Consider the following 23151-nt stretch of genomic DNA (forward strand, 5'->3'; position numbering starts at 1 on the left):
CCAGACGGTAAATTGATCTTTGTTAGGGCGATTTCAAGTAGGTTGCGGGCCGCCGCAGCTCAGCCGCTTGGCCACATCGCGAGAAAGGCGTCGACGACGGCCTTCTGGTCTGCCTGCGAGGCGCCGCCCTGCGCCCGGACGGAAAGCCCCTGCATCACCGTGGTAACGCACTGAGCCAGCGCCTTGGGATCCACATGGGGCGGCAAGTCTCCCTCAGCCCGCGCGCGCTCGAACCGCGCTACCATTGCTGCCTCGGAAGATGCGCGACGCGCTATGACATGCTCGCGGATGGATTCAGCCTCTGTGGTGCACGCCACCATGCTGATTACGCCGAGGCAGCCTTGCGGATCACTTTCGCCACAATGCGTTCGAAGCGCGCCGTGTAGCAGCCGCTCCGCCACCTCGCGGGCGCTCGGAGCCTCAAGAGCGCTGCTGACGTACGCCAGCTTGTCCCGCTCGTAGAGGTCCAGCGCCTTGCGGAACAGCGCCTCCTTGTTTCCGAAGCAAGCGTAGAGGCTGGGCTTGGTGATGCCCATTGCCTCGGTCAGCTCAACCAGAGAAGCGCCTTCGTAGCCGTTCTTCCAAAAGACCCGGAGCGCAGCTGCCAGTGCCTTTTCCGGGCAGAACTCCCGCGGACGGCCGCGTGCCTTGGTATTCAACGCGGATTCCATACCTGTCGGTACATAGGGACGCCCATCCACGCTGTCCAGCAGCGCGGATGGCCCCCACCTTCTTAATCCAACGACAGCGCTCTGCGCTGCCACCCTCCTTCCGGAGGCTTACATCCCTGTGGAGTCGGTCGCCTCGTCCACGGGAACCCGTACCGCGTCGTCCCCCACGTCGACTGATTTGAAATCAACGTCGGAGTCCGTCTCCTGGTAGGTGTCCACCGCAGGCAAGTTTTCCTCTCGCATGTCCTCCGGCAAGACGTCCGCCTCGTCAGGGCTGCACGCGACAAGCCCCAACGTCAGCAGGGCCGCCGAGAAAGTGGCTCTCGAACTCATCGAACGCTCCTTTTTTCTGTGCTTTCCTGTGATCGGCATCCGATCAGCAGTCGTCGTCCAGCACCCCGGCGCTGGTTGGAGCGTCGCAAACATCGTTCTCATCGTTGTAATAGCTAGCCGCCGCAGCCCCTGCTCCAGCGCCCAGAAGCGCTGCGCATCCAGAGAGACTGACGCAGAGCAAACCTCCCAAACATGCTGCTGTAACCTTCTTGACCATGTCCATTCTCCTGTTCCGATGTGGGCGCCGTGATGGGTATAAGGTCCATCGCCAGCTCAGTTTCGACGAACCGAGAACGACTTCTCAAGTAGAGCAGGACGTCGACACTTTTCGCGGCTCGTCTCCTGCGGAATGCGCGGATGGCTGGCAGCGTTCCCTGAAAAGCAGCAAATCCGCGTCTATCAGCAATATCATCCAAGCAAATTTTCACGTCCCGCCCAGTGCTTCCTCTCGAATGGCGGATTACCTTTGTGATATGATTTGATTACCCGCCAGCTCAACATAGATGATATCCTTCGTTAAGTTTTTCCGACCAAAGGCAGTTGTAGAGAGTTTCGGGCGGAACCCAGGCCAACTTAGAATCGTTGGCAGTACATCCATTCCCATAATCAGAGAAAGGATGTACTATGTACTTCAAGTTACCATTTTTGAAATCGTCGCTGGCAGTTGTCGGAACGCTCGCTCTTGCCCCCATGGCTGCGGCTCAGGCGCCGGGCTACAAGGCGGAGTCGCCGGTAGTCGTTGAGCGCGGCGCCAACGGGCGCGCACTGGCTGTACGGGTCGACGGAAAAGTCTATCGTGTCTGCATGACTGAGGGGCAGGACAACTGCATGCAACCGCGCGCCGCGGGCCTTGGTTGGGGAGATCGCCCGCTTCAGGACTGGCCTAAGAATAACGCCAGCGAAAAAATGCGCGGCGGTTGATTTGCCCTGCGGAGAAGCTGGTCAGCGGACAGGCGCTCGGCAGTCCTGACCCGTTCCTTCATGGCCGGGCGTACATCTTTGTGTCCTGCCAATTAGAAGGAGTCGCGGTAAGGTCCTGCCAAGTGGCCGCCGTCGACCAGTAGCTCCGAGCCCGTGCAATAGCTGCTCTCGTCTGACGCGAAAAAGAGCACGGCGTTGGCCACCTCCTCGACTTTCGCCATGCGCTTGATCGGTTGACGCTCGATAGCCTTGCGAAGCCGCTCCATGGCGGCTGGCGGCATGCCGCGATTGTGAGTGGCATCAACAATGCCGGGGTGCACACTGTTCACTCTAATGTTCCGGTCACCTAACTCCAGCGCCAGAGCCTTTGTCATGCCAGTAACCGCAAACTTGGTGGCCACGTAGGTGCTCAGGTGGGCGACACCGGCAAGTCCATCGATAGAAGACATGTTGACGATCGACCCGCCGCCTCGCTTGGCAAGCAAGGGAACTGCGGCCCGAATACCGAGCCATACTCCGTTGAGATTGAGGTCCACGATTGCATTATGGCTGGCGATGTCCTGGTGCTCTATAGGTCCGCCGGTGCCGTTGCCTGCATTGTTCACCAGGATGTCCAGCCCTCCGAACTGACTGGAGGCAGCCTGTACCGCAGCTTCCCAGCTTCCGGGGTCGGTCACATCGAGACGCAAAGGCACAACCTGCCCCCCGATGTCCCCCGCGACGCCGCGAGCCTTGTCGCTCTGGATATCTCCAATCAGCACCGATGCACCGTGCGCGGCAAGCTTGCGCACGATCGCTTCCCCGATGCCCTGCGCTCCGCCCGTGACCAGAGCCACCTTCCCGCTCAAACGCATGTCCGCCATCAGAACTCCTCGTCAGTCGCAGGGATTTGACGGCTGCAAAACGCCCGCTACAGCATAGAAGACGGGCGAACGCGTAGCGCCTCTGCGTACTGGCCTCTTGGACGCCCGTGTTGAACGTCTCCCAACGTCTGCTGGTCCGGCCAGTCGAAACGGTCAACAGAACTCCGGCATTCAGCCCGCGGCGGCCGCCAGATACGTATATACGGAAAGGCAAATGAGCGCCCGCGCTTCACGTCCTGCCGTCAGCACATCAGACCAGGCGATGCCTGGCAGGGACACGTCTGTCCGCCTCCGTCGCCCCCTGCGCCATCGTTCCGCTTTCGCTGTGACGGGTTAGAGGAGCCGATTGGCCGCTCAGGCAGCTAGATCATCCGTTCAGTGACGACCCTTTCCAGCACTGTCAGAGGCATCGGGCCGTCCAGCAGGACGGCATGGAATGCCCGCGGATCGAAGCGCTCGCCTTGTTTGGACCTTACCGCGTCGCGCAGGCGAACCCAGACCGTGTGCCCGATCTTGTAGCTGCAGGCCTGGCCTGGCCAAGCCGTGTACCGGTCGATCTCGTTCTGGCTACGCCCGCGCGCGATTCCGGTGGTGGCAATGAAATAGTCCGTCGCCTTCTCTCGGCTCCAACGCTTGTGATGCATGCCTGAGTCCACCACCAGCCGGGTGGCTCGGAACAGGAGCGACTGTAGATAGCCGACCTGCCCCAGCGGATCGCCCTCGTACATGCCCATCTCGTCGGCCAATTGCTCGGCATACAGCGCCCAACCCTCGGTATACCCGCTGAAGCCCGTGCGCCGCCGCAGCAGCGGAATGTCATCGGATTCGAGCGCCGTCATGACCTGAAGGTGATGGCCGGGGACGGCTTCGTGATGGGTCAGAGTGGCAAGCCCGAACTTGGGCCGGTCGAACGTGTCGCGCAGATTGATATAGTAGATCCCGGGACGGGACCCGTCGAGCGAGGCGTTCTGATAGTAGCCACCTGGTGCGCCCGCCTGAATGGCAGGGGGCACCCGCCGCACCTCGACCGGCGCCTCGGGCAATGTCGCGAACTGCTCCGGCAACCGGGCGTGCATCTTCTCGATCTGACGGTTCAGGGTGGCCAGCAAGGCCTCGCGCCCCTCATCGGTATTGGGGAAGAGCTGATCGGGCCGCTCGTTCAGGGCGACAAGGCGAGCGCCAACGGTCCCCTGCGTCATGCCCTGCGCCTTCAGGATGACGTCGATACGCTCGCTGATTTCCGCAACCTGCTCAAGGCCCAGCCGGTGGATCTCTTCACCCGAGAGAGCGGCTGTCGTGGCCGCTTCGGCCGCAGCCCGGTAGTATGCTTCGCCATCGGGCAAGCGCCACACGCCCGCGTCGTGGACTGCACGCGCGCGCAGCTGGGCAAGGAGCGCACGCTGGCGATCCAGCGCGGGGAAGACCTGCTCGGCGACGATTCGCTCGGCCTGGGGCACGTAAGCGGCGGGCAGCCCGGCGGCGTTCAGCTTGCCCGTGAGTGACCTGACCATCGCCGTGTCCGACGGCTGCCTGTCCCGCATCGTCGCAAGCTGCTTCAGCGTCGTATCGAGCAGATAGTCCGGGGCGAACACGCCGCGAGCAGCGTCGGCGCGCTGCCGCTCGGTATCGGCGTCGATCGCCGTACGAAACGCCTCGAGACGCGAGAGATAAGCGTCCGCATCGGCGGCATCCCTGATGCGGTGCTGCGTGTCCAGGAAATCCGGAACGTCGCGATAGGCCCCGCTGAGCTGACTGAGGACGTAAGGAGCATACCGCCCCATGTTGTCCCCGTAAGGGAAGCGCTCGCCACCGGAGACGCTACGGGTCAGCTGATAAAGCACAACTTCGTAGTCCAGCCGCGCGGCGGGCGACAAGGACGAAGGGCTGATCGTGCGCAGCTCCGCAAGTTCGCTCTTCGTGCGCGCAAGGTCAGCGGCCGCCCCCGCAGCCGACCGATCACTCAGCTGCGACTTGAGCGCGGCTCTCTCACCCGTATCCAGGCCAAGCCGGGTTGCGCTCTCGGGGCTATCGGCGAGCCGGTCGTAGAAGAAGTGGTCCAGCATTGCCCGCAATCTTCCGTCGGCCCCAGCGCCGCTCCCGGCGGGAGTTTGCGCTCCCGCCGGCAGCGCAGCCGACAGTGCAACGACGCTTGCGCTGCCGATGAAGCTACGGCGGTCCACGCCTTTCTCCATATAGCGGTTCTGTTCGCTCACTGGCCTTTGGCCTCCCACCAGTAGGCGCCTCGCTCCGTGTTTCCGGTGGCAACCTCATCGAGCGTGGCCGCATCATACAGACGTCCGCCCAGCATCACCTGACGCACCTTGTCGCTGTTGCGAATGTCGGCGGTCGGGTCCGCATCGAGCACGACCAGGTCCGCGAGCTTGCCCGGCTCCAGCGAGCCGATGTCCGCCGCCATCCCGAGCGACTGCGCCGGAACGATCGTACCGGCACGCAAGGCCTCGACCGGCGTCATGCCGCCGCGCACGAAGGACCATAACTCCCAGTGCGCGCCAATGCCCGCCTGCTGCCCATGTGCGCCGATCGACACGAGTACGCCACGGCTGGCAAGCTTGGCCGCCTCGCGCGCGTTGTCATCATCGACGAAGTTGGACTCGGGTGCCTTGATGCGGCGTGCGTTGTCAGCAAGCAGCCTCTCCGGCGGAGTGTGGGCCTTGAGCAGCGGATGGGCGTACACGTCCGTCGCCTGCCGCCAGTAAGGGTCCCCTGCAAGGCCGCCGTAGGAGACCACCAGCGTGGGCGTGTAATTGGTCTTGGTTGCAGGGAAGAACTGCAGCACGTCCTCGTAGAAGGTCTCCAACGGGATGTTGTGCTCCAGTGTCGAGTTGCCGTCGGCGACGAGATTCATGTCCATGCCGAAGAGCGATCCGCCCTCGGCAACGACTTGCATGTTCTCGCGCCGGGCAGCTTCCACCACCTGCTGCCGCTGATCACGCCGTGGCTGGTTGTAGTTCTTTACGCTGCGAGCGCCTTGCGCCTTCAGTCGGCGCACATGCGCGAGGGCGTCGTCCAGACTGTCGATCTGGGCGTACACGTCTGCCGCCTTGGCGCCGTACACGATCTCGCCGGTCGAGAAGATGCGAGGCGCCAGAATGAGCCCGGCGCGCTGCATCTCGGAAGCAGCGAAGATCTCGCTGGAGCGGTTCGACGGGTCGTGCAGCGTAGTGGTACCAAGCGCCAGGTTCTGGAGCATCGACCAGTTCCGCTGCGGCACAAGCTCGTCCGTGCCGGCAGGGCCGTGCGCGTGTGCGTCCACCAGTCCGGGGATGATAGTCTTGCCCCCAGCATCGATTACAGTGGCACCCGCAGGGATCTGAGTGGAGCCACGCGGGCCAACAGCCACGATCCGATCGCCGCGGATCACGATGACGCCATCGTCCACGATGCCTCCGTCCGTAGAGGCCATGGTGACGAGCCGGGCGCCGGTCAGCGCAACGGTGCCAGTCGGCTTGGCGGCAGGCACTTCCATCGCCAGCGAGACCCCGCTGCTCGGTGGCACGAAGGCGGGCGCACCTTCAACGCGTGGCGCACTGGGGAACAGGCTTGCGGTTTCGACAGTATAGAGCGTGGGGCCAAGGCTCCAGTGGAGGCGTTCACCGCCCTTCGACCAATGGATGTAGTCGGCACCACCTGCGCTCACCCGCGTGATCGGGAGCGCCTTCGCATCTGGAGCGAGCGCAACGGACTGATTGCCCGGCATGAGCGGCACGACATGTGCGGCATAGTTCTGCCGGAATGCCACGAACTCGCCGCTGGGAGAGACCACGTAGTCGGTTGCGAGTTCGCCCGTCGCGTGGACACGGCGCGCCTGCCCGGACAGATCGGTGCTGATAAGCTGGCGCTCGCTCCTGCCGTCCTTTTCCTCCTCGGCGAGCATGAACACACGCTTCCCGTCAGCCGCGAACTGCGGCGAGGCGGTGCCGCGCGCGATACGCTCGATCCCTCCGCCCGCGGTTGCGACCCGGTACACGCCGGGGTCCTGAGCCCACGCAGGATTGGTCAGCCCGCCGTCTCCCGTGCGCTCCAACACGATCATGGCACCATCGGGCGAGAAGCGCGGCCGCGCATAATGCCCCGGCTGGCTGGTCACGTCGCGCGGACGCCCTCCGGATGCGGAGACGGTGCGGATCTGGCCGAGCTTGTCGTCCGTCCAACCCACGAACACGACCTGCCGTCCATCCCGCGACCAGCTGGGAAACAGCTCAAACCCCTCGCCGCCGCTCGTCAACCGGCGCGCAGTTCCGCCCGCCGCTGGTTTCAGCTAGAGTTTGCCGAGACTTTCGAAGACGACTTGCCGGCCATCGGGTGAGACACTCGCAAAGCGCGGCATCGCCGTGGTGAAGCGGTCCGGTGCGACGGCGATTTGCGGGTGTGGAGCATCGATAACGCCGCGTGTATCGCTGATCGCGAACGGGATCTCACGCGCATTGACACCCTCCGCGTCCACTCGGCGGATCTTGCCCTTCGCCCAGAACACGAGTGAGCGGCTGTCGGGCAGCCATGCCATGTTCGGATAAACACCGGTGACGGCCCAGGTTTCCTGGACGTCCTGATCCAGATCGTCATAGACCTTGCGCTGTTCGCCGGAGGTCAGATCCATCACGTAAAGCTTGGATCGTGTGGCCTCGCGCCGCACAAACGCGATCTTCTTCCCATCAGGCGAAGGGGTCGGGCGCACCGCGCCGCCCGCGCCGGACACGACCGTCGTCACCTCACCGGTATCGAGGTCATAGCGCTCGATATTGAACAGGTCCGTGTTCGAGTCCTGCGCATATTCGAAGATCGGTCCGGGCGTGACGTTGCGGGTGTAGAACACCGACTTGCCATCCGCGGCGTAGATCGGCTCTCCCAACTCCTTCTGGTGCTTCTCGTTCGGGCGCTTGACCAGCGGCACGCCCGCTCCGCCCGAGACGTGGTACATCCAGATTTCGCCGGTTCCCAGCGAGCGCCCGGTCGTGAAGTGCTTCTTGGCCACGATGAACCGACCGTCCGGACTCCAGCTGGGCTGGTTGAGCAAGCGGAAGTCCTCTCGCGTGACTTGCCGCTTGTCCGAACCGTCGCGGTTCATCACCCAAATGTTGTCACCGCCACCCCGGTCCGAAGTGAAGGCAATGCGGGCGCCATCGGGCGAGAAGCGGGGGTGCATCTCCCAAGCCAACCCCTCCGCGATACGTGTAGGCGTTCCACCCGCTACGGGCATCGTGTAGATATCCCCGAGGAGCGTGAAGGCTATCGTTTGCCCGTCCGGGCTGACGTCGACATCCATCCAGCTGCCTTCGCTAACGCGAATGGGCACTTGCCGGATGTTGGCTCCGGGATGCGCATTGACGTCCCACTTGGCCGGTTTGCTGGCAGTCGCCGGAGTTGCGGCATCCCCGGCAGCTACCGCGGATGCTCCTGGCTGACTGGCCTCGCGCAGCGGATCGGCGCTTGGCAGCTGCTTTGTAGCCTCATCCTCCGGCGCCTGCACTGCTTCCTGCGGCGAACCCGCAGGCGGCGCACTTTGCGCGCTGGCTTGATGCGACGCGAGTGCAATTATGGAAACGAAAACGGCAAGACGCTTCATGTACGACCCCATGCAGATATGCCGGCACTATGCAGACCAACCCCTTGCCCGCAAAGCGCTTTCTGAATGAAGATCGCCGCGCGGAAGCCGTGCGCGCCAAAGCAAAGCGGCCCGTCCTTCAGGAGAACGAGCCGCTCATATTCCCCGCAACGGGTATCCTGCAAAAGAAGTCAGGCAGCCTCAGCCTGATCGTCCGGATCGCGCAGGACATAGCCGCGCCCCCAGACGGTCTCGATGTAATTGGCCCCGCCGCAAGCATGGGCAAGCTTCTTGCGTAGCTTGCAGATGAAAACGTCGATGATCTTAAGCTCAGGCTCGTCCATGCCGCCGTAAAGGTGGTTGAGGAACATTTCCTTGGTGAGCGTCGTGCCCTTCCGGAGCGAAAGCAGCTCCAGCATCGAGTACTCTTTGCCCGTAAGGTGAACGCGGGCACCATCGACCTCTACCGTCTTCGCATCGAGGTTCACGATCAGCTTGCCGGTTTTGATGACCGACTGCGAGTGCCCCTTGGAACGACGAACGACCGCGTGGATCCGTGCGATCAGTTCCTCGCGGTGGAAGGGCTTGGTGACATAGTCATCAGCACCGAAGCCAAAGCTGCGAACCTTGCTGTCCATCTCCGAAATGCCGGAGAGGATCAGCACCGGCGTCTGCACCTTCGCGACGCGCAGCTTCTTGAGCACATCGTAGCCGTGCATATCCGGCAGGTTAAGATCGAGCAGGATAATGTCGTAATCGTACAGCTTACCGAGATCGAGGCCTTCCTCCCCCAGATCGGTGGAGTAGACGTTGAAGCCTTCCGCGGTCAGCATCAACTCGATAGCGCGGGCCGTAGTTGGCTCGTCTTCGATCAACAGCACTCGCATCAGTTAGTCCTTCTACTGCCCAGGATCACGGCCCGAGTCGCTGATCGGATGCTGCCGCGAATTAACCATAGGGCTTATGAAGTTTAAAGGTTAATCCGCCGTAAATGTTGCGCTAGTCCAAGCCCTTGGTCAGACATTAACCACTTAGCCGACGGCGGCCACAGCGCTGACAGCTCTCCCCTGGCGCGCGCCGGGTTTGCCGAACCTGTCGGCCAGCTTTGGCTCTGTCCTGCGCAAATAGCTCCAAACGCCGCACTGCACCCCGATCAACATCAGAATAAACGGCTGGAACGCAATCCCGACAAATACGGAGCCCACCAGATAGACGACTTGCGCGAGTTGAAGTGCTGCGGCGAGCGGCGCCTGCCACTGCTCATCAGCCCCAGTGCACTTGCGCCAGCGCCGGCGCAGCACCTCCATCTGGATCAGCCCGGAAACCTGGATCGTTAGCCAGAGCAGCAGGCCGGGAATGCCCTGCTCGCCGAGCATTTCGAAATAGCTGGAGTGGAAGGCCCTGCTTCCATCCTGGATCACCTGCTTGTTGACGATCGTGGTGCTGCCCGAGGTTTCCGCTTGCACCGTCTCGATCTTCAGGTCGTTCGCAAGGTAAACGTCGAAGCCGCCGCCAAAGGGATGCTCGCGCACGTAACCGAGAGTCCACTTCCATACGGCCAGCCGAGTGCTGGCGGACTGATCTGACTTGTTGTTCTCGATCGTACTCATCCGTGCTGTGTACGATTCGGGCAGGAAGGGAATCGCCATCAGAGTCGCAACGCCCATGAGGCTGATGATCAACAGGCGCCGCCGGGCGGTTCGCAGCATCAGCGCCGCGAGCACGACCAGACAGACCAGCCCGGTTCGTGCCTGCGTACCGATAGGAATGAGCGCGCACGCGAAGATCAACGCTCCGGCAAAGGTCCAGACTCGCCAGTCGGGTGGAAAGATCGTGCCATGCCGCGCCAGCCACAGGATCAGCGGTATGATAGCAATCGCCACGCAACTGATGATCGAACCCTCGTAAAGGCCCGTGTTGTTATCCACGAAGAAGCGCAAGGTTCCGTAGCCGCCGCCGCCCGCAAGCGTCTTCACAGCCCCGTCGATAATGATGGCGCTGGCCGATAACACCATGACCAGAACCACGGCCTCCATCCGCAACCGCGTGCGCAGGGTCAGAGGCAAGAATATCGCGAAGACAAGAGCCTTCCAGACCCAGCTCCACTTCTCGGCTGCTGCCTCGGGGAAGTCTGCGGTCAACGTCGTATAGGCACAGTAAAGCAGGAGCAGAAGCAGCAGGCCCTGGCGCAGGGTAAAGCGGGAGCCGTGTTTGTCATCGAGGAACAGCCAACCGATGAAGGCTGCGACAAAAAAGATCAGCGATGTCGGAATATGCGACAGGATGCCCCATGAGATGAGCTGAGGGGCGACGATGTCTACGTAAAGGTAGGCCAGCACCCATAGAAACGGTCGCCTGCATCCAAGCGCGAGATAGAATGCCAGGAACGCGGTCAGGCACAGGTCTAGCACGAGTGCTCGCCCTTTTCGCCTTCAGCGGGCCGCCTGCGCCGCGCGCCGAACGGTCGCGTTTCCTTGCCCTCCTGATCGAGCTCGCCGCGACCGAACAGCCTGAGGGCAGCAAGCACCAGCAGCCCATGCGCGACAGACAAGGCGAAGATATCGATCATTGGCCGTGAGCGGTACCGAAGTTGAGTTGACGTCGCGTTAAGCGTTGCTGGACTAGACCTGCCTCATGTTACGGGCCCTCCATGTCCTCGACCACTCGCTGCCGATGCACAGCGGCTATACCTTTCGCACCCGCGCGATCCTGAAAGCTCAGCAGAAGCTGGGAATGGAAGTTAAGGGGATTACAGGGCTGCGCCACACGCAGCCGGGCCCAGCCGCGGAAGAGGCTGACGGACTGCTGTTTCATCGCACTTACGGCCATGCCACGGGCCCGAGCGGCTTACGCGAATGGCGGGAGATCGGCCTGTTCGCCGAAGCAATCGACCAGGTGGTGCAGGATTGGCGCCCCGATGTACTCCATGCGCATTCACCTGCCCTGTGCGGGCAGGCCGCCCTTCGAGTCGCGCGCCGCCGTGGCATCCCGTTGGTCTACGAGATCCGCGCCTTCTGGGAAGACGCGTCCGTGGGCAATGGAGCAGGCAAAGCAGGTTCGCTACGCTACCGCATGACCCGGCAGCTTGAGAGCCACGTGGTCAGACACGCCGATGCCGTTGTTACCATCTGCGAGGGGCTGCGCGCCGACCTGATCGCCCGCGGCACCGAGCCGGATAAAATCACCGTCGTGCCGAATGGGGTCGACTTGTCGCTATTCGGTGCTCCTCCTCCACCCGAGCCTGCGCTTGCTCGCGAACTGGGGCTCATGAACGCCGATGGACAATTGCAGCCAGTCATCGGCTTCATCGGCAGCTTCTACGATTACGAAGGCCTCGACGTCCTGATCGCGGCCATGGAACTGCTCGTGCGGTATCATCCGGGTGCGAAGCTCCTGATGGTCGGCGGCGGCCCCTGCGAAGAGGCTCTGCGCCGACAGGCGCAGGCCTCCCGTGCCAGCGACGCGATCCGGTTCGTCGGCCGCGTTCCGCATGACCAGGTTGAGCGCTATTACGCGCTGACCGATATCCTCGCCTATCCCAGGAAGCGAAGCCGCCTGACTGATCTCGTGACGCCACTCAAGCCTCTTGAGACAATGGCGCAAGGGAAGCTGGTCTGCGCCTCGGACGTCGGCGGTCATCGCGAGCTTGTGCAGGACGGCGTCACCGGCAAGCTTTTTGCTCCCGACGATCCGCAAGCCTGCGCCGGAGCGCTTTCCTCGCTCCTGACGCACCGCCACCAACGGCCTGCGATGCGCGAAGCGGGGCGCCAGCATGTCCGGAACAAACACGATTGGGCGTGCAACGCGGGTCGTTATGAAGTTGTTTACCAAGCTGCACTAAGTTTTTCGGCTCAATCGGGGCTGGGGGCAGCCGCCTGATTCCATCGAGTCGCTGCCCGCGGACTTGACGCTACCAATGGGGTAAAATCTTGGCTGACAGTACGCGCAAAAGGTCGGGAAGGCGCCAGCCGATCACCAGGCACCGGCTGTTCCCTGCGGTTGTCGCACTCTGGTTCGGGGCGCTGTTTGGTCTGGTTAGCCTCGCCATCCGCCCAACCGTGATCGAGCATCTGGTTGCCGCCACGGGTATCGACAGCTTCATCCCCATGGCCGCCCCACCGCTGGGCGCAACCACACGCCTTCTGCTTGCCCTGCTAATGACGGGACTGGGATGTGCCGTCGGCGCCTTGGTGGCCCGCCGCTTTGCCAAGCCGGTCAAGAAAAAGCCCCGGCCGAGTTCCGACGCCGACACCAGCCAGTCAGCGGATGAGCCAGCGTCCGGATCGCCAGTGGCGTTCTTTGGCAGACGCCGCCGCCTCGCCGTCGAGCAGGAGAACACTCCTGAGCTTCCCACCGCCGCAGTGCTTCAACGCCAGCTTGCACCCGCTGTCGATCTGCACGACGGGGCTGCCGAAGAAGATGGAGAGGACAGCGGGTCGAGCAAACTCCAGGTCCTGAACTTTGCTGAACTCGTGCCTGAACTGGACGAGACCGACAGCGACCATCCTTGGGCGCAGGAGTTCCACCGCGCCATGGCTGCAACCGACGCAGCCGAACCAGCTGAAAGAGGTTCTGCGCAGCCTGAAGCACCCCTTGTTTTTATGCCCTCCCACAGCGAGGATGAGCCCGCATCGCAGGATGGCAAGCGTAACAAGCTCTTCGATGCCTACGCGCATGCCAAGCGCCTGCGCGTCGATGCTCAGGACCCCGCTGCAACAACTGCGCCTGAACCTGGGTTCGCTTCACTGGTGGAGCAAGCCACAGGGCGTGACGAAAACCTGGCAAACCACGACGCCGCCAAGGAGCATATCGTCGCGGCGCCGCAAAATGTGCGGGATCCCGGTACTGTCTCACCTACGCCGCATCGCGACAGTGCAGCAAATCGTATAGCGTCCGCTCCGCTTGAGGAGCTCTCACATGTTGAACTGCTTGAGCGTTTAGCAATGGCTCTGGAGCGCCGCCGGGCGGCGTTTGCACGGGCAGCCGCGGAAAAGTCCGGGGCGGATTCAGGCTTTGATCCCATGGAGCAGAGCGATCGTGAAGAAGACGCGCGTTCGCGCGGAGCCGGCTACTCCTCGCTCCTTGATCTTTCGATGCGAATGGTGGCGCGAACACCGATAGAGGACGAGAATCCGAGCGAACAGCCCGCCTCCGAGCCGGTTGTGATGTTCCCCGCCAATCCGGTCACCAGCCCTATGTCGGCTGAGGCGGGCCGGGGCGAGGAGCGCGCTCGTCCACGCCGCGTCTTTGACGCCCCTGCCGGTGCACAGCACGACCTCCACGAAACGGAGCGCGCGCTTGAAGATGCGCTTGCTCGCCTTCAGCGCATGAGTGGCGCCGCCTGAACGCGGCGCATTCCTGCTTAGGCGTCCAGCAAGAAAACGCTGATCCTTCTTAGACTTCCAAGCGGATCGTGTGCGCCGGAAGGCCTTCGCGGTTGCAAATATTACCCGTAATCGTCATGGGGGAACCTCGGACCGACTTGCCGCGCATCGCACCGTGCGATTCGCGTTCATTGCGAGTGACCATTCCTGGTTCTTTCGCGAGCAAGGGCGGCCGGCAAATGACAGGACGGGTATTTATCGATGGGATTTCCGGAGCCCCAGGGCCTCTACGATGCGCGCAACGAACATGACTCCTGCGGTGTGGGCTTTGTCGCTCACATTAAAGGCGCCAAATCGCACGCCATCATTAGCCAGGCACTGGAGATTCTGAAAAACATTGACCACCGCGGCGCGGTGGGCGCCGACCCGCTGATGGGCGACGGCGCGGGTATCCTCATCCAGATGCCTGACGCACTGTTCCGCAAGTGGGCGGGGGGTGAAGGCCTGACCTTGCCTCAGCCCGGCGACTACGGCGTTGCCATGTGCTTCATGCCGCAGGACGAACCGAGCCGCGACCTCGTCACGCAGACCTTCGAGAAGTTCATCAAGAAGGAAGGTCAGACTCTGATCGGCTGGCGTGATGTGCCAGTAACGCTCGATGGCCTGGGCAAGGCCGTGATCAATTCGATGCCGGTCATCCGGCAGTGTTTCGTTGGCCGGGGCGAGAACTGCGCCGATCAGGACGCGTTCGAGCGCAAGCTGCTGGCCATCCGCAAGCAGACGCAGAATCCACTGGCGCAGATGGCGGAGAAGCACGGACTGCCGGGGCTGACCGAGCTGTACATGCCCAGCTTCTCGACCCGCACGATCGTTTACAAGGGCCTGCTGCTCGCAACCCAGGTCGGCTCGTTCTACGACGACCTGCGCAACCCGGACTGCGTCTCCGCGCTCGGCCTGGTTCATCAGCGCTTCAGCACCAACACGTTCCCGAGTTGGAAGCTGGCGCACCCCTATCGCTTCATGGCGCACAACGGTGAGATCAACACCGTTCGCGGCAACGTGAACTGGATGAACGCGCGCCGTCGCACGCTGGAGTCGGATCTGCTCGGCTCCGACCTGGACAAGATGTGGCCGCTGATTCCGCACGGCCAGTCGGACACCGCGTGCCTCGACAATGCGTTTGAACTGCTCTTGGCGGGCGGTTACAGCCTTGCGCATGCGATGATGATGCTCATCCCGGAGGCTTGGGCTGGCAATCCCCTCATGTCTCCGGAACGGCGCGCCTTCTACGAGTATCACGCCGCGCTGATGGAGCCATGGGATGGCCCAGCCGCCGTCGCTTTCACGGATGGTCGCCAGATCGGTGCCACGCTCGACCGCAACGGCCTTCGTCCTGCCCGCTTCCTGGTCACTGACGACGACCTTTGCGTCATGGCTTCCGAAAGCGGCGTGCTGCCGATCAAGGAAGACAACATCGTCCGCAAGTGGCGCCTGCAGCCCGGTCGCATGCTGCTGATCGACTTCGAGCAGGGCCGCATCATCGAAGACGAGGAACTCAAGGCGCAGCTCGCCGCAGAAGAGCCTTACCAGAAGTGGCTCGACCAAGCGCAGTACAAGCTCGAAGACCTCGACGTGATCGAGCCTGAGCTCGCCGAGCTTCCCAAGCCCACCGGCACCCTGCTCGACCGCCAGCAGACCTTCGGCTACACGCAGGAGGACACCGGCAAGTTCCTCGAGCCGATGGCGCTTCAGGCTGACGACCCGATTGGGTCGATGGGCACCGACACACCGATTCCGGTGCTCTCAAAGAAGTCGCGGCTGCTCTACGACTACTTCAAGCAGAACTTCGCGCAGGTCACCAATCCGCCGATCGACCCGATCCGCGAGGAGCTCGTGATGAGCCTCGTCTCGATGATCGGCCCTCGCCCGAACCTGCTGGGCCATGTTGCCGGCACGCATAAGCGGCTTGAAGTCAGCCAGCCGATCCTCACCAACGATGATCTGGCGAAGATCCGATCGGTGGAGGCTGCGCTCGACGGTGCATTCCGCACAGCGACGATCGACATCACCTGGGACGCCAAGGCAGGTGCCGAGGGTCTGGAACTCGCGATCAAGGAGATGTGCTGGGCCGCTACCGAAGCGGTGCTGGCCGACAAGAACATCCTGATCCTGTCCGATCGTGCACAGGGTCCGGATCGTATTCCGATGCCAGCACTGCTCGCGACCGCTGCAGTGCATCAACACCTCGTCCGCCAGGGTCTGCGCATGCAGACCGGCCTCGTGGTAGAAACGGGCGAGGCGCGTGAGGTTCATCACTTCTGCGTGCTGGCTGGCTACGGCGCGGAAGCGATCAATCCCTATCTCGCTTTCGAGACGATCGAAGACCTCCGCGTCCGAAAGGAGCTGCCGGTCGACGCCAAGCAGGCGCAGAAGAACTACATCTATGCCGTCGGCAAGGGCATCCGGAAGGTCATGTCCAAGATGGGCATCTCGACCTATCAGTCCTATTGCGGCGCGCAGATCTTCGACGCCGTGGGCCTCTCCTCGGCCTTCATCGAGAAGTACTTCACCGGCACCGCGACCACGATCGAGGGCGCAGGACTTCTGGAAGTGGCGCAGGAGACCGTCGCCCGTCACGCAGCGGCATACGGCGACAGTCCTGTTTACAAGAACATGCTGGACGTCGGCGGCATCTACGGCGTGCGGGTTCGGGGCGAGGAACACGCCTGGACGTCCGAGAACATCGGCAATCTGCAGCATGCCGTGCGCGGCAATATTCCTGAGAAGTACGCAGCTTTCGCCCGCACGATCAACGATCAGTCGGAGCGGATGCTGACGATCCGCGGCCTGATGGAGTTCGTGCCGGGCCAGGCGATCCCGCTCGACGAGGTTGAGCCCGCAAGCGAAATCGTAAAGCGCTTCGCCACCGGCGCGATGAGCTTCGGTTCGATCAGCCGCGAGGCGCATACCACGCTCGCGCTTGCCATGAACCGGATCGGCGGCAAGTCGAACACCGGCGAAGGCGGCGAGGAAGTCGACCGCTTCACGCCCCTGCCCAACGGCGACTCCATGCGGTCGGCCATCAAGCAGGTCGCCTCGGGACGGTTTGGCGTCACGACCGAATATCTCGTCAATGCCGACGACATCCAGATCAAGATGGCGCAGGGTGCGAAGCCCGGCGAGGGTGGGCAGCTGCCCGGTCACAAGGTGGACAAGACCATCGGCCGCGTGCGTCACTCGACGCCGGGCGTGGGCCTCATCAGCCCGCCGCCCCACCACGACATCTACTCGATCGAGGACCTTGCGCAGCTCATTCACGACCTCAAGAACGTGAACCCGGTTGCGCGCGTTTCGGTCAAGCTGGTGTCCGAAGTGGGCGTCGGCACCGTCGCAGCAGGCGTTTCGAAGGCACGTGCCGACCATGTGACGATCTCCGGCTATGAAGGCGGCACCGGTGCTTCGCCGCTGACGTCGCTGACGCACGCCGGTTCCCCGTGGGAGATCGGCCTCGCGGAGACGCAGCAGACGCTGCTGCTCAACAATCTGCGCAGCCGCATCGCCGTGCAGGCGGACGGCGGCTTGCGCACGGGACGTGACGTCGCGGTTGCAGCCCTGCTGGGTGCGGACGAATTCGGCTTCGCGACCGCGCCGCTGATCGCCGCCGGCTGCATCATGATGCGCAAGTGTCATCTCAACACCTGCCCGGTCGGCGTTGCCACCCAGGACCCTGTCCTGCGCGCACGCTTCACCGGCCAGCCCGAGCACGTGGTGAACTACTTCTTCTTCGTTGCCGAGGAGCTGCGGGCGATCATGGCGGAGCTCGGCTTCCGTACGATCGCCGAGATGGTCGGTCGGGTCGACCGGCTCGACACGCGCAAGGTCATCGCGCACTGGAAGGCGAAGGGCGTCGACCTCTCGAAGATCCTCTACAATCCCGGCAAGGGCGACAGCCCCAGCCTCAACTGGTCCGGAACGCAGGATCACGGACTGGAGAATGCGCTCGACAACGAGTTGATCGCGCTCTCCGCCGATGCCCTGGAGAACCGCCAGCCCGTTCGGATCGAGAAGTCAGTCATCAACGTGAACCGCACGGTCGGCGCGATGCTCTCCGGGCAGGTGGCGAAGCGTCATGGACACGCCGGGTTGCCGGACAATACGATCAACGTGAAGCTCACCGGCGTTGCCGGTCAGAGCTTCGCCGCCTGGCTCGCCCACGGCATTACGCTCGACCTGACCGGCGACGCCAACGACTACGTTGGCAAGGGCCTGTCGGGCGGCCGGGTGATCGTGCGTCAACCCAGCCATGTAAACCGTGAGCCCACGCAGAACATCATCGTCGGCAACACCGTCCTCTATGGAGCGATTGCAGGCGAAGCGTTCTTCAACGGCGTTGCCGGAGAGCGGTTCGCGGTGCGCAACTCGGGTGCCGTCGCGGTGGTCGAAGGCTGCGGCGACCATGGCTGTGAGTACATGACTGGTGGCGTCGTCGCGGTTCTGGGCAAGACCGGCCGCAACTTCGCTGCGGGCATGTCCGGCGGCGTCGCCTATGTCTACGACGAGGACGGTGTGTTCGACCAGCTCGCCAACAAGGCGATGGTGGACCTGCTGCCGATCTCGGCGGAGCGCGATGACGACGATGGTGCGGGCCGACCGCAGCAGCGCACCAATGGCGTCAACGATGCCGGTATGGGTGACATGCTGCGCCACGATGCCGACCGCCTCCGGGTCCTGCTCGAACGGCACCACCTCCACACCGGCTCGAAACGCGCACGCGCCTTGCTGGACGATTGGGCCAACACACTGCCCAAGTTCGTGAAGGTCATGCCGCGTGACTACGCCAAGGCTCTCAAGCAGCTCGAGGCGGAACGGCTGGAGGCGGCGTCCGTCGCGGCAGAGTAATCGCATTTGCCCCGGCCTCGGCCGGGGCTCACCAGATCGGGCGCATGCCCGGATAGCGGGTGCCGCTGCTCCACACAGACTGGGCCGGCACGACGCGGGGAGTATTTGAAGATGGGCAAGGAAACTGGTTTCCTCGAACTCGACCGGCATGACCGGACGTACGGCGACGCGCAGGAGCGCCTGAAGAACTATAAGGAGTTCGTCATCCCCCTGCCGGAGGCGGACCTTAAAGCGCAGGCTTCGCGCTGCATGAACTGCGGTGTGCCGCACTGCCACACGGGCTGCCCGGTCAACAACATGATCCCGGACTGGAACCATCTGGTCTATGAGAGCGACTGGAAGACAGCGCTCGAAGTGCTTCACTCGACCAACAACTTTCCCGAGTTCACGGGCCGCATATGCCCCGCCCCGTGCGAGGCGGCTTGCACGCTGAACATCATCGACGAGCCCGTCACTATCAAGTCGGTCGAATGCGCCATCGTCGACAAAGGCTGGGCCAACGGATGGATCCCGCCGCAGGTGCCCGCAGAGCGCACCGGAAAGACAGTTGCAGTCGTCGGCTCCGGTCCCGCGGGGCTTGCTTGCGCACAGCAATTGGCGCGTGCAGGCCACTCCGTGACGGTGTTCGAGAAGAACGACCGCCTGGGGGGGCTGCTCCGCTACGGCATTCCCGACTTCAAGATGGAAAAGCATCTGATCAACCGGCGCGCGGTGCAGATGGAAGGCGAGGGCGTCACATTCCGCACGAGCACCGAAGTGGGTGTCACTGTTTCGGTTAACTCGCTCAAAGAGAACTTCGACGCGATCGTCTTCGCGGGCGGCGCAGAAGAAGCCCGTCGGCTCGATATTCCTGGAGCGGAACTGCCGGGCGTGCGCCTTGCGATGGAATTCCTGACCCAGCAGAACAAGCGCAATGCCGGGGACGACGAAGTACGTGCCGCTCCTCGCGGTTCGCTTACAGCCACAGGCAAGCACGTCATCGTCATTGGCGGCGGTGACACCGGTTCGGACTGCGTGGGCACGTCCAACCGCCAGGGTGCGGCTTCGGTCACGCAGCTGGAGATCATGCCCAAGCCTCCGGAGAAGGAGGACAAGGCCCTCAGCTGGCCCTTCTGGCCGCTGAAGCTGCGTACTTCATCCAGCCACGAAGAAGGGTGTGACCGCGACTGGGCCGTGCTGACCAAGCGCGTTGTCGGCGACAATGACGTGAAGGGCCTCGAGTGCGTGCGCGTCGAGTGGAAGGACGGCAAGATGCAAGAGGTCGCAGGCAGCGAGTTTACGCTGCAGGCTGACCTGATCCTCCTCGCCATGGGCTTTACCGGACCGCGCAAGGCCGGCATGCTCGACCAGTCGACCGTCGCGCTGGATGCGCGCGGCAACGTCAAGGCCGACACGGACTCCTACCAGACCAGCGATGAAAAAATCTGGTCCTGCGGCGACATGCGTCGGGGCCAGAGCCTCGTCGTGTGGGCGATCCGCGAGGGCCGCCAGTGCGCCCGCGCAGTGGACGAAGCGCTCATGGGCGCCTCCGTCCTTCCGCGCTGACCATAACAAGATGGCCTCGCCCCCTGGTGTCTTCCGGGGAGCGAGAGCCTACGGGGGGAAGAACGAAATGCTGCTGGAAATCGCTGTAATCGAAGTGCGTGAAGGCCAGGAAGACGCCTTCGCGGCGGCTATGCGCGAGACAGGCGTTCCCGCTCTCGCCGCGTGCGACGGAGCCGTGTCGGTGGCATTCGGGCGCGGGGTCGAAAATCCCAGCACATTCACCTTCAATGTCGTGTGGACCTCGATGGACGCGCACATGGCGGCCCGCGAGTTCGAAAGCTTCGGCAAGTTTCGCGCTGCCTTCGGCGACATGACGACCGGAGGGAGCATGAGCCACTATGTCATGGACGCCACGATACCTGGTGCGTCGGCCTGAGGCTTAGCACATCCGCGTACGGACGCAGCCAGCTACCAGGCTATCGCGCCACGTCCGTTTGCTTCCAAAAAAGCATTCGCCTGACTGAAGTGGCGGCAACCGAAGAATCCGGAGTACGCAGAGAGCGGGCTCGGATGGGGTGCGGTGAGGACGAGATGTCGACCGCCCTCCAGCCCGGTGACGCGCTCCGCCTTGCGGCGTGCATGATTGCCCCAGAGCATGAAGACGCTCGGCTCCGTTCGAGCCGCTACAGCAGCCACAGCCGCATCGGTAATGGCTTCCCAGCCGATCTTTTGGTGTGAGCCGGCGCGGCCTTCCTCTACCGTAAGCGCGTTATTAAGCAGCAGGACTCCCTGCCGCGCCCAGCGCTCAAGGTTGCCATCCGGCTTCACGTCCGCACCGCAATCGCTGGCAATCTCCTTGTAAATGTTCGCCAAGGAAGGTGGGACCTTGATGCCTGGCGGAACGGAGAATGCCAAACCATGCGCCTGACCGGGGCCATGATATGGATCCTGCCCGAGGATAACGACTTTGACATTCTCAAGGGGCGTCAGTTCGAGCGCACGCAAGCGGCTTCGCTCAGGCGGATAAATCCGTTTGCCAGCTGCCGCCTCCGCCTTCAGGAATCCCCCTAATCGACGCGATTCGCGCGTACCCAGCGCAGCTGCCAGCGCCGTCCGCCAACTCGGCGGGACTGACATGATGGCCGGATCGGCTACATCGGCTGTGCTCATACGTCTGCGGGCCATTGCGAAGTCATGGTGCAATGCCTAAGCATCTGTGGCTTATGGCTGTCCACCTTCACGAAGAAGATCTCCCCGAGGGCGCGCTCGCGCCCGGTGCCGTCGCGGTCGATACCGAGACCATGGGCCTGATCACCCCGCGCGACCGGCTTTGCCTGGTCCAGATTTCAGACGGCAGAGGAGACGAACACCTCGTGCGCTTCGGCGTCGGCAGCGATTACGCAGCGCCGAATTTGCGCGCGGTGCTTGCCGATCCCGCCCGTCTGAAGCTGTATCATTTTGCCCGCTTTGATCTTGCAGCGATCGAGCACTACCTCGGCGTGACCGCCGCGCCCGTGTTTTGCACCAAGATCGCCAGCAAGCTGGTGCGCACATATACCGATCGGCACGGGCTGAAGGACCTGGTGCGCGAACTGCTTGGCAAGGAAATCTCGAAGCAGCAGCAGTCGAGCGACTGGGGCGCACCTGAGTTGACCGAACCCCAGCGCGAGTATGCGGCTTCCGACGTCCGCCATCTCCACGCAATGCACGGGATCCTGGTCGAGCGCCTGGCACGTGAGGGCCGTGCAGAGCTGGCGCAGGCCTGCTTTGACTTCCTTCCGCACCGCGCACGGCTTGATCTGGCCGGCTGGCCCGATCACGACATCTTCAGCCACGAAGCCGCCTGACGCGCCATGTCGCTCCAAGCCACCCAAATGCGCACCCAGCGACGTCAGTTCGCCGCGCCTGGTGGGCGGCACGATCGCATGATCGCATTCTTGGCGAAGGCTCTGCCGGCCGCCATTGGGCTGGTTGTCGCCGTAATGATCCTGCTCCCGCTTTCGCCACGTGGAGAGATCAGTTTCCTGCTCGACCGTAACAAGGTCGCAATCACGAACGAGCGCGTCCAGGTTGCTGACGCCGCCTATCGCGGCGCGGACGGCAAAGGCCGCCCGTTCTTGGTGACTGCGGGCAATGCCGTGCAGCGCACCGCTGACGTGCCTGTGGTGCAGATGAACGATCTTGTGGCACGGCTGAAGCTGCAGGACGGCCCGGCCGAGATCCGCGCTCCTTCGGGCGCCTACAACTATGACACTGAGAAGATCGCGGTCGATGGGCCGGTCGACTTCACAGCCTCTGACGGCTACCAGATGCGCACGCAGAACGTCGCAATCGACATCCGGTCGCAAACCGCCGTCGGCTCAGGGGGTGTTTCGGGGGCCGTCCCAACAGGCACGTTCCGGGCCGACCGCATCGTTGCAGACCTGGAGAACCGCACCGTGAAGCTAGAAGGTAACGCCCGGCTGCGGATGACACCGGGCAAGCTGAGGATCCCGCAATGACGCCGAACCGCCCGCGCGCACCTTTCTTCCGGTCACTTTGGCTGCGCACCGGCTTGCTGGCGGGCACTGCCGCCGCGCTGGCGCTGGCTGGCGCGCAACAACTCGGGGCTCAGGCACTTTCCGGGCACAACGCGAATGCGCCTGTGGACTACGCGGCAGATCGCATCGAGCTACAGGACCGTCAGGAACGGGTGATCCTGTCAGGCAACGTCGATGTCCGCCAGAGCGATCTGCGGCTTCGCGCCGCGCGCACGATTGTGGAATTTACAGACGCTGGCGGATCCTTGCAGATCCAGCGCATCACCGCGAGCGGCGGCGTCAACGTCACGCGCGGCAATGAAGTCGCCACCGGCGACGTTGCGATCTACGACTTCAATCGCCGCATCATCACGATGGTCGGGAACGCCACTCTCAAGCGCAACGGCGATACACTGCGCGGCAACCGGTTCGTCGTCGATCTGAACAGCGGAGTATCGTCGGCTGAAGGACGTGTAACCGGGACGTTCAGCGTACCCAAAAACTGAGTTTCACGGTCTCCGGGCGGTGAGATACTCAGGTCCGCCCTCTCTGATGGGACAATCGGCGCCTTCA

General features: G+C 63.2%; 17 protein-coding genes and 1 pseudogene. 9 read left to right on the top strand and 9 right to left on the bottom strand.

Annotated features, from left to right (window positions below; all coding sequences use genetic code 11):
* Positions 1-59 precede the first annotated feature (59 nt).
* Together ABUH87_RS05105 and ABUH87_RS05110 are read right to left on the bottom strand one after the other, a co-directional pair.
* The gene (locus ABUH87_RS05105; RefSeq protein ID WP_367772108.1) at positions 60-671 is read right to left on the bottom strand and encodes a TetR/AcrR family transcriptional regulator; all 612 of its coding nucleotides are present in this window, start codon (positions 669-671) and stop codon (positions 60-62) included.
* 108 nt (positions 672-779) lie between these two features.
* Positions 780-1004, bottom strand: coding sequence for a hypothetical protein (locus tag ABUH87_RS05110; RefSeq protein WP_367770633.1), 225 nt, complete (start codon positions 1002-1004; stop codon positions 780-782).
* A 624-nt stretch (positions 1005-1628) separates the two neighbouring features.
* Here ABUH87_RS05110 and ABUH87_RS05115 point away from each other — a divergent pair.
* Positions 1629-1925, top strand: coding sequence for a hypothetical protein (locus ABUH87_RS05115; RefSeq protein ID WP_367770636.1), 297 nt, complete (start codon positions 1629-1631; stop codon positions 1923-1925).
* Positions 1926-2017: 92 nt separating this feature from the next.
* On the opposite strand, the gene ABUH87_RS05120 is transcribed toward ABUH87_RS05115, so the two are convergent.
* The 6 genes and pseudogenes from ABUH87_RS05120 to ABUH87_RS05145 all read right to left on the bottom strand — a co-directional run bounded on the left by ABUH87_RS05120 (position 2018) and on the right by ABUH87_RS05145 (position 10920).
* Positions 2018-2788, bottom strand: a complete 771-nt coding sequence (locus tag ABUH87_RS05120) for an SDR family NAD(P)-dependent oxidoreductase (protein ID WP_367770639.1) — start codon at positions 2786-2788, stop codon at positions 2018-2020.
* 362 nt (positions 2789-3150) lie between these two features.
* Positions 3151-4968, bottom strand: coding sequence for a DUF885 domain-containing protein (locus ABUH87_RS05125; protein WP_367772110.1), 1818 nt, complete (start codon positions 4966-4968; stop codon positions 3151-3153).
* A gap of 29 nt (positions 4969-4997) precedes the next feature.
* Positions 4998-8372: pseudogene (locus tag ABUH87_RS05130) on the bottom strand (amidohydrolase family protein).
* 170 nt (positions 8373-8542) lie between these two features.
* Positions 8543-9238 (bottom strand): response regulator transcription factor CtrA, encoded by a 696-nt coding sequence (gene ctrA, locus ABUH87_RS05135; protein WP_367770641.1) that lies wholly within the window; start codon positions 9236-9238, stop codon positions 8543-8545.
* Between the two features lie 144 nt (positions 9239-9382).
* Complete coding sequence (locus tag ABUH87_RS05140) at positions 9383-10762, bottom strand: putative O-glycosylation ligase, exosortase A system-associated (RefSeq protein ID WP_367770643.1); 1380 nt, start codon at positions 10760-10762, stop codon at positions 9383-9385.
* Positions 10756-10920: a hypothetical protein gene (locus ABUH87_RS05145; RefSeq protein ID WP_367770646.1), complete on the bottom strand. Its 165-nt coding sequence runs from the start codon at positions 10918-10920 to the stop codon at positions 10756-10758. Before ABUH87_RS05145 ends, ABUH87_RS05140 begins: the two co-directional genes overlap by 7 nt.
* A gap of 65 nt (positions 10921-10985) precedes the next feature.
* Here ABUH87_RS05145 and ABUH87_RS05150 point away from each other — a divergent pair, with 65 nt between their 5' ends.
* The 5 genes from ABUH87_RS05150 to ABUH87_RS05170 all read left to right on the top strand — a co-directional run bounded on the left by ABUH87_RS05150 (position 10986) and on the right by ABUH87_RS05170 (position 20495).
* Positions 10986-12230 carry a TIGR04063 family PEP-CTERM/XrtA system glycosyltransferase gene (locus ABUH87_RS05150; protein ID WP_367770648.1) on the top strand — a complete coding sequence of 415 codons (1245 nt, stop codon included), beginning with the start codon at positions 10986-10988 and terminating at the stop codon, positions 12228-12230.
* Between the two features lie 50 nt (positions 12231-12280).
* Positions 12281-13696 carry a hypothetical protein gene (locus tag ABUH87_RS05155; protein ID WP_367770650.1) on the top strand — a complete coding sequence of 472 codons (1416 nt, stop codon included), beginning with the start codon at positions 12281-12283 and terminating at the stop codon, positions 13694-13696.
* Between the two features lie 240 nt (positions 13697-13936).
* Positions 13937-18574 (top strand): glutamate synthase large subunit, encoded by a 4638-nt coding sequence (gene gltB, locus ABUH87_RS05160; RefSeq protein WP_367770653.1) that lies wholly within the window; start codon positions 13937-13939, stop codon positions 18572-18574.
* A gap of 111 nt (positions 18575-18685) precedes the next feature.
* Complete coding sequence (locus tag ABUH87_RS05165; RefSeq protein ID WP_367770656.1) at positions 18686-20119, top strand: glutamate synthase subunit beta; 1434 nt, start codon at positions 18686-18688, stop codon at positions 20117-20119.
* Between the two features lie 67 nt (positions 20120-20186).
* Entirely contained in the window at positions 20187-20495 is a 309-nt protein-coding gene (locus ABUH87_RS05170) for a putative quinol monooxygenase (protein WP_367770659.1), read from the top strand.
* Between the two features lie 32 nt (positions 20496-20527).
* Here the strand turns inward: ABUH87_RS05170 and ABUH87_RS05175 are convergent, their stop codons facing one another.
* On the bottom strand, positions 20528-21229 hold the full coding sequence (locus ABUH87_RS05175; RefSeq protein ID WP_367770661.1) for a uracil-DNA glycosylase: 702 nt from the start codon (positions 21227-21229) through the stop codon (positions 20528-20530).
* Positions 21230-21282: 53 nt separating this feature from the next.
* Here ABUH87_RS05175 and ABUH87_RS05180 point away from each other — a divergent pair, with 53 nt between their 5' ends.
* Genes ABUH87_RS05180 through ABUH87_RS05190 form a run of 3 tightly spaced genes read left to right on the top strand, consistent with a single transcriptional unit; the run spans position 21283 to position 23084 of the window.
* Positions 21283-21906 carry a ribonuclease D gene (locus ABUH87_RS05180; protein WP_367770663.1) on the top strand — a complete coding sequence of 208 codons (624 nt, stop codon included), beginning with the start codon at positions 21283-21285 and terminating at the stop codon, positions 21904-21906.
* A gap of 6 nt (positions 21907-21912) precedes the next feature.
* Positions 21913-22560 carry an LPS export ABC transporter periplasmic protein LptC gene (gene lptC, locus ABUH87_RS05185; RefSeq protein WP_367770665.1) on the top strand — a complete coding sequence of 216 codons (648 nt, stop codon included), beginning with the start codon at positions 21913-21915 and terminating at the stop codon, positions 22558-22560.
* Positions 22557-23084: an LptA/OstA family protein gene (locus ABUH87_RS05190; protein WP_367770668.1), complete on the top strand. Its 528-nt coding sequence runs from the start codon at positions 22557-22559 to the stop codon at positions 23082-23084. Before lptC ends, ABUH87_RS05190 begins: the two co-directional genes overlap by 4 nt.
* Positions 23085-23151: the final 67 nt, after the last annotated feature.

The sequence above is a fragment of the Novosphingobium rhizovicinum genome (assembly GCF_040813635.1).
GTDB lineage: Bacteria > Pseudomonadota > Alphaproteobacteria > Sphingomonadales > Sphingomonadaceae > Novosphingobium > Novosphingobium rhizovicinum.